Annotated in this window: 13 protein-coding genes; 7 read left to right on the plus strand and 6 right to left on the minus strand. The window is 71.0% G+C overall.

All coding sequences use genetic code 11. The features are described from left to right. Positions 1-47 precede the first annotated feature (47 nt). The 5 genes from Q0863_RS03775 (at position 48) to Q0863_RS03795 (ending at position 7,287) form a co-directional block, all read left to right on the plus strand. Positions 48-1,319, plus strand: a complete 1,272-nt coding sequence (locus tag Q0863_RS03775) for a sugar ABC transporter substrate-binding protein (protein ID WP_298575894.1) — start codon at positions 48-50, stop codon at positions 1,317-1,319. 30 nt (positions 1,320-1,349) lie between these two features. Then, on the plus strand, positions 1,350-2,228 hold the full coding sequence (locus tag Q0863_RS03780; protein ID WP_298575177.1) for a sugar ABC transporter permease: 879 nt from the start codon (positions 1,350-1,352) through the stop codon (positions 2,226-2,228). Next, positions 2,225-3,058: a carbohydrate ABC transporter permease gene (locus Q0863_RS03785; protein WP_298575179.1), complete on the plus strand. Its 834-nt coding sequence runs from the start codon at positions 2,225-2,227 to the stop codon at positions 3,056-3,058. Before Q0863_RS03780 ends, Q0863_RS03785 begins: the two co-directional genes overlap by 4 nt. Positions 3,059-3,239: 181 nt before the next feature. Continuing rightward, positions 3,240-6,389 (plus strand): discoidin domain-containing protein, encoded by a 3,150-nt coding sequence (locus Q0863_RS03790; RefSeq protein ID WP_298575897.1) that lies wholly within the window; start codon positions 3,240-3,242, stop codon positions 6,387-6,389. A 232-nt stretch (positions 6,390-6,621) separates the two neighbouring features. Beyond that, on the plus strand, positions 6,622-7,287 hold the full coding sequence (locus Q0863_RS03795; protein WP_298575181.1) for a hypothetical protein: 666 nt from the start codon (positions 6,622-6,624) through the stop codon (positions 7,285-7,287). Positions 7,288-7,359: 72 nt separating this feature from the next. Here Q0863_RS03795 and Q0863_RS03800 read toward each other — a convergent pair whose 3' ends face one another. The 6 genes from Q0863_RS03800 to Q0863_RS03825 form a co-directional block, all read right to left on the minus strand. Beyond that, positions 7,360-8,016 (minus strand): bifunctional 4-hydroxy-2-oxoglutarate aldolase/2-dehydro-3-deoxy-phosphogluconate aldolase, encoded by a 657-nt coding sequence (locus tag Q0863_RS03800; RefSeq protein WP_298575183.1) that lies wholly within the window; start codon positions 8,014-8,016, stop codon positions 7,360-7,362. 85 nt (positions 8,017-8,101) lie between these two features. After that, entirely contained in the window at positions 8,102-10,018 is a 1,917-nt protein-coding gene (gene edd, locus Q0863_RS03805; RefSeq protein ID WP_298575185.1) for a phosphogluconate dehydratase, read from the minus strand. A 42-nt stretch (positions 10,019-10,060) separates the two neighbouring features. Next, positions 10,061-10,807 carry a 6-phosphogluconolactonase gene (gene pgl / locus Q0863_RS03810; protein WP_298575187.1) on the minus strand — a complete coding sequence of 249 codons (747 nt, stop codon included), beginning with the start codon at positions 10,805-10,807 and terminating at the stop codon, positions 10,061-10,063. Then, positions 10,804-11,808, minus strand: a complete 1,005-nt coding sequence (glk, locus tag Q0863_RS03815) for a glucokinase (protein ID WP_298575189.1) — start codon at positions 11,806-11,808, stop codon at positions 10,804-10,806. Before glk ends, pgl begins: the two co-directional genes overlap by 4 nt. Then, on the minus strand, positions 11,805-13,220 hold the full coding sequence (zwf, locus tag Q0863_RS03820) for a glucose-6-phosphate dehydrogenase (protein ID WP_298575190.1): 1,416 nt from the start codon (positions 13,218-13,220) through the stop codon (positions 11,805-11,807). The genes glk and zwf overlap by 4 nt, the downstream gene beginning before the upstream one ends. Before the next feature lie 17 nt (positions 13,221-13,237). Next, complete coding sequence (locus Q0863_RS03825; protein ID WP_298575192.1) at positions 13,238-14,611, minus strand: GH1 family beta-glucosidase; 1,374 nt, start codon at positions 14,609-14,611, stop codon at positions 13,238-13,240. Between the two features lie 159 nt (positions 14,612-14,770). Here Q0863_RS03825 and ugpC point away from each other — a divergent pair, with 159 nt between their 5' ends. Next, positions 14,771-15,862, plus strand: coding sequence for a sn-glycerol-3-phosphate ABC transporter ATP-binding protein UgpC (gene ugpC, locus Q0863_RS03830; protein WP_298575194.1), 1,092 nt, complete (start codon positions 14,771-14,773; stop codon positions 15,860-15,862). Positions 15,863-15,911: 49 nt separating this feature from the next. Then, on the plus strand, positions 15,912-16,655 hold the full coding sequence (gene otsB, locus Q0863_RS03835) for a trehalose-phosphatase (RefSeq protein WP_298575196.1): 744 nt from the start codon (positions 15,912-15,914) through the stop codon (positions 16,653-16,655). The last annotated feature ends 14 nt before the right edge of the window (positions 16,656-16,669 follow it).

Below are 16,669 nucleotides of genomic sequence, written 5' to 3' on the forward strand. Positions count from 1 at the left end.
CTGCGCGCGCCGGCCGGTCCTGAAGCGGGCGAACGACAGGGACCTTGATGCGATTGCGTTGGCCAATGCTGCTAGTCGCGCTGCTCGGGCTGCTGATCGCGGCCTGCGCGCGCGACGATGGCGCCACGACCGTGCGCTTCTGGGCCATGGGCCGGGAGGCGGAGGTCGTGGCCGAACTGCTGCGCGATTTCGAGCGCGAGCATCCGGGCATCCGCGTCGAGCTGCAGCAGATTCCATGGACCGCCGCGCACGAGAAGCTCTTGACGGCCTTCGCCGCGGACGGGCTGCCGGATGTCTGCCAGCTGGGCAATACCTGGATCGCCGAGTTCGCCGCGCTCGATACGCTCGAGCCGGTGCAGGCCAGGGTCGATGCCTCGGCGGTCATCGACGAGGACGACTATTTTCCCGGCATCTGGGCCACCAACGTCGTCGATGGCGAGCTGCGCGGCGTGCCCTGGTATGTCGATACGCGCCTGCTGTTCTACCGCAAGGACCTGCTGGCCGAGGCGGGCATCGATGCGCCGCCGCGCACCTGGGCGCAATGGGAACAGGCGATGGCGGCCCTCGACCGGGCCGGACCGCCCGGACGGCATGCGATCCTGCTCCCGGTCAACGAGTTCGAGCCGCCGCTGTCGCTGGCACTGCAGACCGGCGATCCGCTGCTGCGCGAGGACGGCGGACGGGGCAATTTCAGCGGTCCGGGCTTCCGCAAGGCCCTCGCGTTCTACGCCGGCATTTTCGAGCGCGGCTGGGCGCCACCGGTGTCGGAAACCCAGATCTCGAACGTGTGGGACGAATTCTTCCGCGGGTCGTTCGCGTTCTACCTGTCCGGCCCCTGGAACATCCGCGAGTTCCGGCGACGGCAGCCGCCGGAGCTTGCCGGCGCCTGGGGCACGATGCCGCTGCCCGGACCCGATGGCCCCGGTGCGGGGATTGCCGGCGGCACCAGCCTGGTGCTGTTCCGCTCCTCGCGGAACAAGGAGGCGGCGTGGCAACTGGTGGAATTCCTGTCGCGGCCGGAGATCCAGCAGCGCTTCCACGCGCTGATCGGCGACCTGCCGCCGCGCCGCAGCACCTGGGCGCATCCGGCGCTGGCCAACGACGCGCTGGCGCATGCGTTCCGCGACCAGCTCGAACGCGTGCGGCCGACGCCGCAGGTGCTCGAATGGGAGCGCATCGCGCAGGAGATGCGGCTGGCCACCGAGCGCGTGGTGCGCGGGGGACAATCGCAGGACGCTGCGGTACGGGAACTGGACGCGCGCGTGGATGCGATCCTGGAAAAGCGTCGCTGGGTGCGAAAGCAGGAGCAGGGCGGGTGAGGGCGGGCCTCGTGCACCAGGACAGCGGCCATGCGTGCTGACCTCGCCGCCTGGACGTTCGTGGCACCGGCGCTGATCGTGCTCGGGGTGTTCTTCGGGCTACCGGTATTCGCCGCGCTGCTGCTGAGCCTCACCGATTTCGATCTCTACGCGCTGGCCGATCCGGCGCACCTGCGCTTCGTCGCCCTGGGCAACTACCTCGAGCTGCTGCGCACTCCGATGTTCTGGAAGGCGCTGGGCAACACCGTGTACTTCGTGGTGGTCGGCGTGCCGCTGTCGATCTCGGTCTCGCTGGGCGCCGCGCTGCTGCTCAACTCGCCGCTGGCGAGGATGCGCGCGCTGCTGCGTACCGCGCTGTTCGCGCCGGTGGTGACCACGCTGGTCGCGGTGGCGGTGATCTGGCGCTACCTGTTCCACACCAGCTACGGGCTGGTGAACTGGGGGCTGGGGCAGGTGGGCATCGGCCCGGTCGACTGGTTCGGCGATCCACGCTGGGCGATGCCCACGATCATGCTGTTCGCGATCTGGAAGAACTTCGGTTACAACATGGTGATCTTCCTGGCCGGGCTGCAGGCGATCCCGCAGGAGCTGTACGAGGCCGCGCGCATCGACGGCGCCTCGCGCTGGCGCCAGCTGCTGCACATCACCCTGCCGCAGCTGGGGCCGGTGCTGCTGGTGGTGGGCGTGATCACGGTGTCGGGCTACTTCCAGCTGTTCGCCGAACCCTATGTGATGACCCGCGGCGATCCACTGCAGAGCACGGTCAGCGTGCTGTACTACATGTTCGAGGAAGGCTTCAAATGGTGGAACCTCGGACGCGCCTCGGCGGTGGCGTTCCTGCTATTCCTGATCATCCTCGGCGTGACCGCGCTGCTGCTGCGCGCCGGTCGCAGGCGGGGGCTGGTATGAGCCTGGTCGGGCGCTCGCGCGCCGAGGCGCTGCAGGTCAACGCCGCGCTGCTAGCGCTGGCCGCGCTCAGCGTCGCACCACTGCTGTGGATGCTGTCGGTCTCGCTGATGCCGCGCGGCGAAGCCAGCCATTTCCCGCCGCCGTTCCTGCCGTCCACCGCCACCCTCGACAGCTATCGCGAGCTGTTCGCCAGTACCGGCATCGGCCGCAACTTCGCCAACAGCCTGCTGGTTTCGCTCGCGATCACCGCACTATCGCTGCTGCTCAACACCATGGCCGGCTATGCCTTCGCCAAACTGCGCTTCGCCGGGCGCGAGCGGATCTTCCAGCTGCTGCTGGCCGCGCTGGTCGTGCCCGCGCAGGTGGCGATGCTGCCGCTGTTCCTGCTGATGAAGCAGCTGGGGCTGGTCAACAGCTACTGGGGTGTGATCATTCCCGGCATGGCCTCGGTGTTCGGCATCTTCCTGGTGCGGCAGTACGCGCGCAGCATTCCCGACGAGCTGATCGAGGCCGCGCGCATCGATGGCGCGGGCGAGGCGCGGATCTTCTTCCGGATCGTGCTGCCGCTGCTCAAGCCGGTGCTGGTGACGCTGGCCACCTTCACCTTCATGGGCGCGTGGAACGATTTCATGTGGCCGCTGATCGTCCTGACCGACCAGCAGCACTACACCCTGCCGGTTGCGCTGGCCGCGCTGTCGCGCGAGCACATCATGGACGTCGAACTGATGATGGCGGGGGCGGTGGTGACGGTGCTGCCCGTGTTGGCGCTGTTCCTGCTGCTGCAGCGCTACTACATCCAGGGACTGTTGCTGGGGAGCGTCAAGGGGTGACCGGACGCATTGCGGGGCGCGCGGATCGACGTGGAATCTGGACCACCCGCGTGTCCGAAGGCGCGCGACGCCAGAGGCCCTGCGCCTCGGCTACGCTTGCCGGCGGAGGAGCTGGAACATGACTGAAGTGCCACCCGGACCGCGCGCGAAACCGCGCGCCATCGCCCGCGCCGCAACGGCGATGCTGGTCGTGGCCAGCTGGCTCTGTGCGCCGGTGGCGCTGTCGACGAGCTTGGCCCAGGATCCCGCCGCCGTGCCGGAACCGCCGCGGCTGCTCGACGGATTCGAGGATCCCGCGCCCTGGCGCGTCGTGGCCTCGGACCAGGTCAGCGGCAGCCTGCGCGTGGCGGAGGGGCAGCAGGGCCAGGCGCTGTGCCTGGACTACGATTTCAACGGCGTGTCCGGCCACGTGGGGATCCAGCGCGACCTGGCGATGGCGTACCCCGACAACTTCCGCTTCTCGTTCCAGCTGCGCGGCGATTCGCCGGACAACGACCTGCAGTTCAAGCTCGTCGATGCCAGCGGCGACAACGTGTGGTGGGTGAACCGGCCGCACTACAGGTTCCCGCGCCAGTGGACGCCCGTGCAGTACCGCCGCCGGCATGTCGGGAAGGCCTGGGGCCCGGATCCCGACCCGGTGCTGCGCAGCAGTGCCCGGCTCGAGTTCACGATCTACAACAACGCCGGCGGCCGCGGCAGCGTCTGCTTCGACACGCTGTCGTTCGAAGTGCTGCCTGCGCAGGACCAGGGACCGCTGCTGGCGAGCGCCGTCGCCACCGCCGGCGATGCGGCGCTGGCGGTGGACGGCCTGACTGCCACCGCGTGGAGCGCGGACGTGTCCCCGGTACCGCAGCGGCTGGTGCTGGACCTGGGCAGCGTGCGCGAGTTCGGCGGCCTGCGGCTGCGCTGGGAGAGCGGCCGGCATGCCTCGCGCTACCGGATCGCGCTGTCGGACGACGGGCTTGCCTGGCGCGACGTGCGCCGGGTGGAGCAGGGCGACGGTGGCGACGACTGGATCTCGCTGCCCGAATCCGAAGCCCGTTACGTCGCGTTCGACTTCATCGACGGGCCCGGGCGCCGCTACGCGCTTGGCGAAGTGTCCGTGCAGCCGCTGGCCTTCGCCGCGACTCCCAACGACTTCATCGCCGCGATCGCCGCGCAGTCGCGCAAGGGGCTGTACCCGCGCGGCTTCAGCGGTGAGCAGCCCTACTGGACCATCCTCGGCCTGGATGGCGGCCGCCAGCAGGGACTGATCGGCGAGGACGGCGCGATCGAGGTCGCGCGCGGCGGTTTCAGCATCGAACCCTTCGTGCTGGTCGATGGCGCCCTGGCCACCTGGAACGACGTGCGCACGCGGCAATCGCTGCAGGAGCGCTACCTGCCCATCCCGACCGTGCACTGGACGCGCGACGACCTGCAGCTCGACATCACCGCGTTCGCGCACGGCGAACCGGCGAGTTCGCGCCTGGTCGCGCGCTACCGGCTCTCCAACCCAGGCGGGAAGCCGCGCGACTACACGCTGGCGCTGGCGGTACGCCCGTTCCAGGTCAACCCGCCCAGCCAGTTCCTCAATACCCGCGGCGGAGTCAGTCCGATCCGCGCCCTGTCCATCGATGGTGGGACGGTCTCCGTCGAGGGCCGGCCCCGGGTGTTCGCCAAGCAGCTGCCCGCGGCCGCCTTCGCCACCGTATTCGATGCCGGCATGGCGGTCTCGCACCTGGAGGCGCGGCGCCCGCCCGCGTCCAGGAGCGTGATCGACGAAGCCGGGCTGGCGTCGGGCGCGCTGCTGTACCGCATGCGCCTGGCGCCGTGGGAAACGCGGACCATCGACGTGATGGTGCCGATGAGCGGGAACGCCGCGCTGGCGCGCCGCTGGTGGGATGCGGACACGCTGCAGGACGAGACCGCGCAGATGTGGCGGGACAAGCTCGACCGGGTCGCCCTGCGGTTGCCTTCGCAGGGGCAGGCGCTGGCCGACACCTTGCGCACGTCGCTGGCGCACATGCTGGTTTCGCGCTCCGGCCCGCGCCTGCAGCCGGGCACGCGCTCCTATTCGCGCAGCTGGATCCGCGATGGCGCGATGATCTCCGAAGGCCTGCTGCGCATGGGCCGGCCGGAGGTGGTGCGCGAGTACCTGGAGTGGTACGCGCCCTTCCAGTTCGACAGCGGCAAGGTCCCGTGCTGCGTGGACGACCGCGGCAGCGATCCCGTGCCCGAGAACGACAGCCACGGCCAGCTGATCTTCAACATCGCCGAGTACTGGCGCTACACCGGCGACGACGAGTTCCTGGCGCGGATGTGGCCGCACGTCGAGGGCGCCTGGCGCTACATGGAACAGCTGCGCCTGTCCGAACGCACGGCAGCCAACCGCCGCACCAACCGCGCCTTCTACGGGATGATGCCCGCGTCCATCAGCCACGAGGGCTATTCGGCCAAGCCGATGCATTCGTACTGGGACAACTTCTGGGCGCTGCGCGGCTACAAGGATGCGGTGCAGGTCGCCCAGGCGCTGGGGCGCGAGGACGACGCCAGGCGCATGGCCGCGTCGCGCGACCAGTTCCACGGCGACCTGATGGACTCGCTGCGCGCGGCGGCCAGGCAGCACGACATCGGTTTCCTGCCCGGCGCGGCGGAGCTGGGCGACTTCGATCCCACCTCGACCACGATTGCGCTGGCGCCGGGCGGCGAACAGGAACGCCTGCCGCAGGACCTGCTGCACGGCACCTTCGAGCGCTACTGGCGCCACTTCGTCGCGCGCCGCGACGGCACGCTCGAGTGGAAGGACTACACGCCCTATGAATGGCGCAACGTGGGCGCGTTCGTGCGCCTGGGCTGGCGCGAGCGGGCGCAGGAGGCGGTGGACTATTTCTTCGCAGACCGCGCGCCCGAACCCTGGAACCAGTGGGGCGAGGTGGTCTCGCGCACGCCGCGCAAGCCGTTCTTCCTCGGCGACCTGCCGCATGCCTGGGTCGCGTCGGATTTCGTCCGCTCGGCGTTGGACATGTTCGCCTACGCGCGCGAACGCGACGACAGCCTGGTGCTGGCCGCGGGCGTGCCGCGCGACTGGCTGGTGGGCGAAGGGGTTGGCATCGCCGGCCTGCGCACCGCGCACGGCACGCTCGCCTACCGCCTGCGTCGCGATGGCGACGGCCTGCTGCTGGAGGTGGACGATACCGGCCTGCAGCTGCCGGCCGGCGGACTGGTGCTTCCGTGGCCGCTGACGGGCGAACCGGCCGGGTTGACGGTCGAATCCGGCGAGGCGGGGCTCGATGGCGCCGAGCTGCGGGTGACGGCGCTGCCGGCACGCGTGCGCGTCGAGGCGGAGCAGTAGGGAAGCACGCGTGCGTAGGGAGTGGTCGTGCGCAACCCGTCCGCGTCGGATCCGGCGATCCGCTGCCGCGTTGGGACAGGCTCACCGCATCGGTACGGCGTAGCCGGCGCTCGAGATGAGCGACCGGCCCCGGCACGACGGAGTGCGGATGTTCCCGGCGCAGCCCTGCCTCTGACCGTCGCTTCGCGCGCGGCTGTGTAGCCTGACGCCCGACGCCGCCCACCTGCTGCCCATGCCTCCCTCGACCGCGCACCCGTTTCCGCTCTGGCCGCTGCCCGTCGCCATCGCGGTGCTGTTCACGGCCGCGGCGCACCTGGGGCTGTGGCTGTCGATCCGCGATGGCTACGTCCAGGCCTGCATCCCCGTGCTGGAAGGCTGCACCTCGATCAGCCGCGCCGGGCGCCACGGCCTGGCCAACCACGTGTTCCGGCTGCTGGTGCTGCCGTGCGCGCTGCTGGTGGGCGTGCACTGGTGGCTGGTGGCGCGCTGGCTCGGTCGGAGCTGGCGCGACGTAGCCTGGCTGGGCGGCGTCGCCGCGATCGCACTGGCGGTCTATGCCACCTTCCTGGGCAGCGAGGGTGAGGCCTACCGCTTCCTTCGCCGCTACGGCGTGGTGTGCTTCTTCGGATTCGGCTACCTGGCGCAGCTGCGGTTCCTGCGCGGCGCAGGCGAGGACGTGGCGACGCGCGGCATCGTCCGCGCGATGATCGTGGTCAGCGCGATGATGCTGTTGCTGGGCGTGGGCAGCGTCGCGGCCACGGCAATGGTCGACGATGCCTGGCTGAAGGACCGGGTCGAGAACGCGCTGGAATGGCAGCTGGGCTGGCTGCTGGCCGCGTGGTACCTGCTGCACGCGGCGTGGTGGCGCCGGCAGCGGGCGACGCTGCGGCTGCAGTGATCGACATGCTCACGCCGGCCCAGCCGCGCCTTTCCTGAAAGCGTCCGCGAGCGGGACGCCGCATTGCGCCTGCTACGCGCGCGCCTGGGCGATGATCGCTGCCGCCTTCGCGGCGCTGTCGCGCACCTTGTTCCATTCGCCGGCGGCCAGCCAGTCCTTCGGCACCATCCAGGAACCGCCCACGCACAGCACGTTCGGCTGGGCGAGGAACTCGGCCGCGTTGGACTCGCTGATCCCGCCGGTCGGGCACAGCTTCAGTCCGGCAAGCGGACCGGCCAGGCCCTTGAGCATCGCCAGTCCGCCGACCGCGTTGGCCGGGAACAGCTTGCAGCAGCGGAAGCCGTGCGCCATCAGCTGCAGGAACTCGGTAGGCGTGGCGCCGCCCGGCACCGCCGGGATCGGTGCGCGTGCGAGCGCCTCGGCCAGCGGCGCAGGGGTGCCGGGCGTGACCAGGAAATCGGCGCCGGCGTCCACCGACTGGCGGATGTGTTCCCCGGACAGCACGGTGCCCGCGCCGATCACGATGTCGGGCAGGTCCTTCTTCAGCGTCGCCAGCGTCTCGAGTGCCGCGGGCGTGCGCAGGGTCAGCTCCAGCGACGTCAGACCGCCCTCGAGCAGCGCCTCGGCGATGCGGCGGCCCTGGTCGACGCTGTCGACGGTGATGACAGGCAGGATGCCGGCCTCGCGCAGGAGCTGTTCGGCACGGTTCTGGAGCGATTCGATGGTCATGGGCGCGGTCTGGAGGAGGAGAATGGGCGGTCGGGCATCCGCATCTGTGCAGGCGCGGCGGGCGGGTGCCGCGCCGCCTGCGCCATCACGCGTCGCGATGCTCGTGCGGGGCGAGTGCGGCGGCGCGCGGATCGTCGCCCAGCTGGTATTCCTGGTCGTACTCCCACGGCCCGCCATCGCGGGCGGGCGGGCCGCAGGAGATCGACAGCGCACCCTGGTCGGCCGGCGACACCATCGCGCGGTTGAACGCGAACAGGTTGCGGCCGATGTCCCAGGCGCAGTGCGAGGTATCCGGGGCGATCTCGCGCTCGGCCCACTCGCCGGCGTCGACCAGCACCTCGAGCGTGCCGGCCTCGCCGTCCAGGCGCAGCATGTCGCCTTCGCGCAGGCGTGCGATCGGGCCACCGCGCGCGGCTTCGGGGGTGAGGTGGATGGCGGCGGGAATCTTGCCCGACGCGCCCGACAGGCGCCCGTCGGTCACCAGCGCCACGCGCCGGCCCTGGTTTTGCAGCATGCCCAGCAGCGGCGCCAGCGAGTGCAGCTCCGGCATGCCGTTGGCCTTCGGACCCTGGTAGCGGACCACGGCGACGAAGTCGCGCGGCAGCGCACCGGCCGCATGCAGCCGGTTGAGCGCGCGCGGGTCGTCGACGACGACGGCGGGCGCCTCGATGGTGCGGAACTCGGGCTTCACCGCCGAGAGCTTGATCAGCGAGCGGCCGAGGTTGCCGCGCAGCAGGCGCAGCCCGCCCTGGGCCTCGAACGGCGCCGAGGCCGGCCGCACCACGTCCTCGTCGCCGCTCGCCGCCGGCGCGGGGACGAACCCGAGCTGGCCGCCGGCCAGCGTGGGCTCGTCGCACCAGGCGCGCATGCCGCCGGGCAGGATGGTCTCGATGTCGCCGTGCATCAGCCCCGCGTCCAGCAGCTCGCGGAACACGAAGCCGATGCCGCCCGCGGCCTGGAACCGGTTCACGTCGGCCTCGCCATTGGGATACACGCGGGCGAGCAGCGGCACCACCTGCGACAGCGCGTCCAGGTCGTCCCAGGTGAGCAGGATGCCCGCCGCGCGCGCGACCGCCGGCCAGTGGATGGTGTGGTTGGTCGAACCTGCGGTGGCCATCAGCGCCACCACGGCGTTGACGATGGCGCGCTCGTCGATCAGGCGTCCGAGCGGACGATAGTCGTCGCCGAGGCCGGAGATCTCGAGCGCGCGCTCGGTGGCGGCGAGGGTCAGCGCCTCGCGCACCGCGGTTTCCGGATTGGCGAACGAACCCGGCAGCTGCACGCCCATGGCCTCGAGCAACACCTGGTTGGAATTGGCGGTGCCGTAGAAGGTGCAGGTGCCGGGCGAGTGGTAGGACGCCGACTCGGCCTCCAGCAGTTCCTCGCGCGTGGCCTCGCCGGCGGCGTAGCGCTCGCGCACCTCGGCCTTCTTCTTGTTGGGGATGCCGGGCGTCATCGGCCCGGCCGGGATGAACACCGCCGGCAGGTGGCCGAAGGCCAGCGCGCCGATCAGCAGGCCCGGCACGATCTTGTCGCAGATGCCCAGGTGCACGGTGCTGTCGAACATGTCGTGCGACAGCGCGATCGCGGTGCCCTGCGCGATCACGTCGCGCGAGAACAGCGACAGCTCCATGCCGGCGCGGCCCTGGGTGACGCCGTCGCACATCGCCGGCACGCCGCCGGCGACCTGCGCGGTGGCGCCGAGGCGGCTGGCATGGGCGCGGATCAGGCCGGGGTAGGGCTCGTAGGGCTGGTGTGCCGACAGCATGTCGTTGTAGGCGGTGACGATGCCGAGGTTGGGCGAGACGCCGCCGCGCAGCCGCGACTTGTCCGAAGGACCGCAGGCGGCGAAGCCGTGGGCGAGGTTGCCGCAGCTCAGGCGCGAGCGGCTGGGTCCGGCCGCCCGCATCGCCTCGATGCCGGCCAGGTAGGCCGCGCGCGAGGCGCTGCTGCGCTGGCGGATGCGTTCGGTGACGTCGTGCAGTACGGGATGCAGGTTCATGGGCTCAGGGCTGTGCGTGTCTGTGGCGCCGCGACGGCGCGGTCACGGGCACCAGTGGATGTGCAGGGGCGCGCCCGGGGTCAGGAACGCGATGCGCGCGGGGTATTCGAGCGGGTCGTCGCCGCCAAGCACGCGCTCGAGCAGCTTGCGCTTGCTCTCGCCGCGGATCAGCAGCAGCCGGGTGTGCGCTGGCGCCAGGCCGGCGGGCGTCAGGCTGATGCGACGCAGGAACTTGCCCGCACCCGGACAGCCGGTGGCGTCGACCGATACGTAGGGCGTGCGCGACTGCAGCGCGGCCTCGAGGTTCTGCATGCGCGGGAACAGCGACGCGGTATGCCCGTCCTCGCCCATGCCCAGCACGATCACCCCGGGCGGCGACTGGGCGTGCAGGTTGGCGGCGCTCACCGCCTCCTCGATGCTGCGCCCGGGACGGGTGATGCTCTCGAAACGCGCCGCAGCGGCGCGCTCGTGCAGCAGCGATTCGCGGATCAGGCGGGAGTTGCTGTCGGGATCGTCGGGGAGCAGCCAGCGTTCGTCGACCAGGGCCACGTCGACCCGCTCCCAGTCCAGCGGCGCCTTGGCCAGCGCCTGGTAGACCGGCGCCGGCGTGCTGCCGCCGGACAGCAGCAGGCGCGCACGCGGCTTCTCCTGCAGGTCGCGGCCCAGTACCGAGGAAATCGCCACCGCCGCGCCCCAGGTCCACTGGGTGAGCGACTCGTAGGTGTGCATCTGCACGTCCGGCGCCCGCGCGGTGCCGCTGGTGTCTGGACGGGCGTCGTGCGTGCTCATGGCGTCGGCGCCTCCAGCGCTTCACGCCGGGCGATGGCCGCCGCGCCGAGGAGGCCCGCATTGGGATGCAGCACCGCCAGCGACGGCACGCGCGCCATCGCCGGCGAGAACCTGCCCTTGTGCTCGAAGCGCTGGCGGAAGCCGGAGTGCTGCAGGGCGTCGAGCATCTTAGGCACCAGGCCGCCGGTGAGGAACACGCCGTCCCAGGCACCGAGGGTCAGCACCAGATCGCCGGACACGGCACCGAACACCGCGCAGAACACGTCGACCGCGCGCATGCAGCGCGGATCGCCGGCCTGGGCGCGCGCGGTGACGTCGGCCGGCTGCAGCGGACCGGGATCCTCGCCGGCGATCTCGCTGAGCGCGCGATGGATGTTGACCAGGCCCGGTCCGCAGACCAGGCGTTCGTTCGACACGCGCCCGAACTGCGCCGACAGCTGCGCCAGGATCGCAAGTTCCTCCGGCGTCCCGGGCGCGAAGCTGGCGTGCCCGCCCTCGGTCTCGAGCGGGAAATGGCGGCCTTCGCGGATCATCAGCGCGCCTACCCCCAGGCCGGTGCCGGGGCCGAGGATGGCGTAGGTGCGGTGCTGCGGTGCGCGCTCCGGCGACCAGGTGGCGGCGCCGATCGGCACCACGTCGCCGGCCTGCAGCAGCGGGATGGCCATCGCCTGCGCGGCGAAATCGTTGACCAGGCTGACCCGCTCGAATCCCAGCTGCGCCAGCGTGCGCCGACGGCAGATCACCCAGGGGTGGTTGGTGATGCGCGCCTCGTCGCCGTCCACCCGCCCGGCCACCGCGAACACGCCATGGCGGATGCCGGCCTCGGCCTGGCCGGTCTCGACCAGGTAGTGGCGCGCGGTATCGGCCAGCGACGGGAAGTCCGCCACGGCGAAGCGCTGCACGCTGTCGACCAGCAGCGGCGAGTCGGCCTCGGGATCGGCCAGGGCGAAGCGGGCATTGGTGCCGCCGATGTCCGCCAGCAGGATGCGGGTGGCGCTCATCCGCGGCTGCCCGCCTTGCCGACGGTGCGTGGCAGGAAGCCGGCCGCGGCGGCAGGGCCCCAGGAGCCGGCGGGGTAGTCCTGCACCGGCGTGCCGGCCTGCTGCCAGGCGGCGCTGATGCTGTCGATCCAGCGCCACTGCGCCTCGACCTCGTCGTCGCGCACGAACAGGGTCTGGTCGCCCTTGAGCGCGTCGATCATCAGGCGCTCGTAGGCGATGCGGCGCTTGGGCGGCAGCATCGACAGGTCCAGCGACATCGGCATCAGTTCGGTCGCGCCCCATTCGGGCGCGGCCAGCGAACCCATCAGGCCCAGCTCGATGGTTTCCTCGGGCTGCAGGCGCATGCGCAGGCTGTTGGGACGGGCCTGCTCGCGGTCGGGGCGGTCGAACACCCAGTGCGTCACCGGCTTGAAGTTCACCAGCACCTCGGTGGTGCGCGAGGGCATGCGCTTGCCGGTCACCAGCCGGAACGGCACGCCGGCCCAGCGCCAGTTGTCGATCCAGGCGCGCAGGCCGACAAAGGTTTCGACAGCGCTGTCAGCCGTAAAGCCTTTCGCGGCCGCGCCTTCCACCACGCCCGCTGTATAGCGGCCGCGGACGCTGTCGGTGGCGGCCTCGGCGGCGGTCATCGGGCGCAGCGCGCGCAGCACCTTGCGCTTCTCGTCGCGCACGCTGTCGGCATCGAGCGCGGCCGGCGGTTCCATCGCGATCAGCGCCAGCAGCTGCAGCATGTGGTTCTGGACCATGTCGCGCAGCGCGCCGTAGTCGGCGTAATAGCCTTCGCGGCCATCCACGCCCGCGGTCTCGGCGACCAGGATGTCCACCGACTCGATGCAGCGGTTGTCCCACACCGCTTCGAGCAGGGTGTTGCCGAAGCGCAGCGCGAGCAGGTTCTGCACCGGCGCCTTGCCGAGGTAATGGTCGATGCGGAAGATCCGCGACTCGTCCAGCGCCGACTTGAGCGTGGCGTCGATCTCGCGCGCCGAGGCCAGGTCGTGGCCGATCGGCTTCTCCAGCACCAGGCGCGAGGGCGGCTCGAGCAGGCCGGCGGCCTTGAGGCCGAGGCAGGCGGACTCGAACAGGTTCGGCGGCGTGGACAGGTAGCTCACTGCCGGGCGGTCGGCATAGCGCGACAGCGTCGCGGCCATGCCGTCGACGTCGGTGAGGTCGATCGGGTGATAGTGGATCCGCCGGAGCAGGTTCTCGACCGCGCCGTTGTTGCGCGCGTCCCCGGCGATGCGTTCGCGCAGCCAGGCGCGGAAGGCGTCATCGTCGTGCGGGGTGCGGCCGATCGCGACGACGCGGAAGTCCTCCGGCAGCAGCCTGTCGCGCAACAGGTGCATCAGGGAGGGGAACAGGTAGCGTTGAGCCAGGTCGCCAGTGGCGCCGAACAGCAGGAGTGAGTCGTGCATTGACGCCCGCGTTGCCATCAGTAGGGAAGGGGATCGGACAGGCTTCGCCCGTGGCTCCGAATGATGCCAGAGTACCAGCGTGCGCTGTCCTTCGGGGTGCGCTCGAGCGTCCCGTAGTTGACATGGATGATACCGAACCGCTTCGAATAGCCCAGCGACCACTCCAGATTGTCCAGCAGCGACCACGCCATGTAGCCGCGAACGTCCACGCCGGCGGCGATCGCGTCGTGGATCGCGGACAAATGCTTTCGCAGGTAATCAATTCGCAGGGGGTCGCGCACGCGCCCGGCGTCGGCCACCGGCGGGTCGAAGAAGGCCGCGCCGTTCTCGGTGATGTAGACGGGCAGGTCGCCGTAGGTCTGCTTGAACCACAGCAGCAGTTCGGTCAGGCCCTGCGGGAAGACTTCCCAGCCGGTTTCGGTATAGGTGCCCAGCGGCTGGCGCACCACCTGCGTGTTGAGCGGATAGCTGTCGCCGTCGGCGGTGACGCTGCGCGTGTAGTAGTTGATGCCGACGAAATCCAGCGGCTGCCGGATCAGCTGGAAATCCTCGGCGGGAAAGTCCGGCCAGGCCTCGCCGAAGATTTCCTTGAGTTCCGGTGGATACGTTCCGAGCAGGGCCGGGTGCAGGAACTGCTCGTTCATGTACGCATGCGCACGGCGCACCGCGCCCGCGTCCTCCGAGGCATCGCTGGCCGGGTACTTGGGCTCGATGTTCACCACCAGCCCGATCTCGTGCGCGCCCTCTGCGCGATAGGCCTGGACCGCCGCGCCATGCGCGCGCATCAGGTTGTGCGCGGCGATCGGCGCCTCGAAGCGGCTGCGGTGGCCCGGCGCCAGGGCGCCGTGCAGGTAGCCGCCATCGGTGACCACCCAGGGTTCGTTGATCGTCACCCACTTCTTCACCCGTCCGTCGAGGGCGCGGTACAGCGTCGTGCCGTACTCGGCGAACCAGTCGGCGCAATCGCGGTTGAGCCAGCCGCCGCGGTCGTCGAGCGCCGCCGGCAGGTCCCAGTGGTAGAGGGTGAGCAGCGGCTCGATCCCGTTCTCGAGCAGTTCGTCGACCAGGCGCGAATAGAAGTCCAGCCCCGCCTGGTTCACCCGGCCGATCCCCTCTGGCAGGATCCGCGACCACGACACGCTGAAGCGGTAGGCCTGCAGGCCGAGGTCGCGCATCAGCCGCACGTCCTCCTTCCAGCGGTGGTAGTGGTCGCAGGCGACATCGCCGGTGTCGCCGTTGAGGGTCATGCCGGGCGTGTGCGCGAAGCGGGTCCAGATGCTGGGGCCGGCGCCATCGGCCAGCGGCGACCCCTCGATCTGGTGGGCGGCGGTCGCGGCGCCCCAGAGGAAGCCTTCGGGGAAGCGGAAGTCCTTGGCGGGGGAGGAGCTCATCGGCGTGTGGTGTCCTGCGGTAGTGGCCTGTGGGGCGTGAAAACGATTACATTGCGAGAGTAACGCAATCGTCCGAAGTGCAGTGTCGAGGTCGGACGCGTCCGCCGCCACCGCGGTCGCGTGCAGCGCGCGGACGCAACATCCAGCCGGGAGAAGCGAGTGGCGCACGTGCAACTGGACCAGCTGCGAAAGGTGTATCCGGACGGACATGTGGCCGTGGCCGGCGCGAGCTTCGAGGTCGCCGACGGCGAACTGCTGGTGCTGGTTGGTCCGTCGGGTTGCGGCAAGACCACGCTGCTGCGGATGGTGGCCGGGCTGGAGGCGATCACATCGGGCAGCCTGGTGATCGGCGGGCTGCGGGCGAACGACGTCGCGCCCGGCAAGCGCGACATCGCCATGGTGTTCCAGAACTACGCGCTGTACCCGCACATGACCGTGGCCGAGAACCTGGGCTTCGCGCTGAAGCTGCGGCGCCTGCCCGCCGACGCGATCGCGGCGCGGGTGGGCGAGGCGGCGCGGATGCTCGAACTCGACGGCCTGCTGTCGCGGCGCCCTGCGCAACTGTCGGGCGGCCAGCGCCAGCGCGTCGCGCTGGGGCGCGCGCTGGTGCGGCAGCCGCAGGTGTTCCTGCTCGACGAGCCGCTGTCCAACCTGGATGCCCGGCTGCGCGCCGGCATGCGGGTGGAGATCGCGCGCCTGCACCGGCAGCTGGGCGCAACCATGCTCTATGTCACCCACGACCAGGTCGAGGCGATGACGCTCGGCCAGCGCATCGTGGTGATGCAGGACGGACAGGTCCAGCAGATCGACACGCCGAGGGCGCTGTACCGCCGGCCGGCGAACCTGTTCGTGGCCACGTTCCTGGGCAGTCCGGCGATGAACGTGCTGCCCGGCACGCTGCTGCGCGAAGATGGCTGGTGGCTGCTGCTTGGCGACGGCACCCGGTTGCCGCTGCCCGCCGGGGATGAGGGCATCGACCCGGGCCTGGACGGGCAGGGCGTGCAGCTGGGCGTGCGTCCCGAGCACCTGCTGCAGGCTGCCGCGGACGAAGGCTTCGCCGCGGACGTGGACGTGATCGAGCCGGTCGGCAGCGACGTGCACGCGTACCTGCGGCTGGGCGGACATGCGCTGGTCGCGCGCCTGCCGCCCGAGCAGTTGCCGGAGCCGGGCAGCACGCTGCGGCTGCGCATCGCGCCGGCGCAGCTGCATCTGTTCGACCCGGTCGGCGGCGCCGCCTTGACGCGCCGCTGACGGCGTCTTCATGGCGCGAGCGCGCGATCCACGCCATCATGCCGCCATGATGTCCGACGGCCCCCCCACTTTGCCGCCGCCACCACCGCTGTCCGACCGTTGGGCGTTGTTCCTCGACGTCGACGGGACGCTGGTGCCGTTTGCCGACGATCCGGAACAGGTCTATGTCTCGGCCCGGCTGATCGAACGGCTCGGCGTACTCGCGACCGCGATGGACGGCGCGATCGCGCTGGTCAGCGGGCGACGCGTGGAGATGCTCGACCGCCTGTTCGCGCCGCTGCAGCTGGCCGCCGCCGGGCTGCACGGCCTGCAGCGCCGTCGCGCCGGCGAAACGCTGGCGGCCCCGCCGCCGCCGCCCGCGGCGCTGGAGGCCGTGCATCTGCAGGCGCTGGAGCTGGCGGCCGCCTGGCCGGGCGCGCTGGTCGAGGACAAGGGCGAGGCGGTGGCCCTGCACTGGCGCGCCGTGCCCGCGGCGGCCGATGCCCTGCAGGCCTTTGCCGCGCAGGCCGTGCAGCGCCTGCCCGGCTACCACCTGCAGCCCGGCGACAGGGTGGTCGAACTGCGCCCGCGCCACGCCGACAAGGGCATGGCCATCGATGCGTTCCTCGGCGAGGCGCCGTTCCGCGGACGCCAGCCGGTGTTCGTGGGCGACGACCTGACCGACGAGCATGGTTTCCGCGCGGTCAACGCTCATGGCGGGATGGGCGTACTGGTGGGCGATCGCGCCAGCGTCGCGCGCCATCGTCTTCCGGACATCGCCGCGGTCCATGCGTGGCTGGGAGCAGGCGCTTGAACGGAGGAGGACGG

Source organism: uncultured Luteimonas sp., assembly GCF_947492465.1.
In the GTDB taxonomy this organism is placed as follows: Bacteria; Pseudomonadota; Gammaproteobacteria; order Xanthomonadales; family Xanthomonadaceae; genus Luteimonas.

Excerpts from the sequence above, each read along its gene's own strand:
- Q0863_RS03775 (WP_298575894.1), top strand. The coding sequence starts at position 48 with ATGCGATTGCGTTGGCCAATGCTGCTAGTCGCGCTGCTCGGGCTGCTG.
- Q0863_RS03800 (WP_298575183.1), bottom strand. The coding sequence starts at position 8,016 with ATGACCATCGAATCGCTCCAGAACCGTGCCGAACAGCTCCTGCGCGAG.
- Q0863_RS03790 (WP_298575897.1), top strand. The coding sequence starts at position 3,240 with ATGCTGGTCGTGGCCAGCTGGCTCTGTGCGCCGGTGGCGCTGTCGACG.
- pgl (WP_298575187.1), bottom strand. The coding sequence starts at position 10,807 with ATGAGCACGCACGACGCCCGTCCAGACACCAGCGGCACCGCGCGGGCG.
- glk (WP_298575189.1), bottom strand. The coding sequence starts at position 11,808 with ATGAGCGCCACCCGCATCCTGCTGGCGGACATCGGCGGCACCAATGCC.
- edd (WP_298575185.1), bottom strand. The coding sequence starts at position 10,018 with ATGAACCTGCATCCCGTACTGCACGACGTCACCGAACGCATCCGCCAG.
- Q0863_RS03825 (WP_298575192.1), bottom strand. The coding sequence starts at position 14,611 with ATGAGCTCCTCCCCCGCCAAGGACTTCCGCTTCCCCGAAGGCTTCCTC.
- zwf (WP_298575190.1), bottom strand. The coding sequence starts at position 13,220 with ATGCACGACTCACTCCTGCTGTTCGGCGCCACTGGCGACCTGGCTCAA.
- Q0863_RS03780 (WP_298575177.1), top strand. The coding sequence starts at position 1,350 with ATGCGTGCTGACCTCGCCGCCTGGACGTTCGTGGCACCGGCGCTGATC.
- Q0863_RS03785 (WP_298575179.1), top strand. The coding sequence starts at position 2,225 with ATGAGCCTGGTCGGGCGCTCGCGCGCCGAGGCGCTGCAGGTCAACGCC.
- Q0863_RS03795 (WP_298575181.1), top strand. The coding sequence starts at position 6,622 with ATGCCTCCCTCGACCGCGCACCCGTTTCCGCTCTGGCCGCTGCCCGTC.
- otsB (WP_298575196.1), top strand. The coding sequence starts at position 15,912 with ATGTCCGACGGCCCCCCCACTTTGCCGCCGCCACCACCGCTGTCCGAC.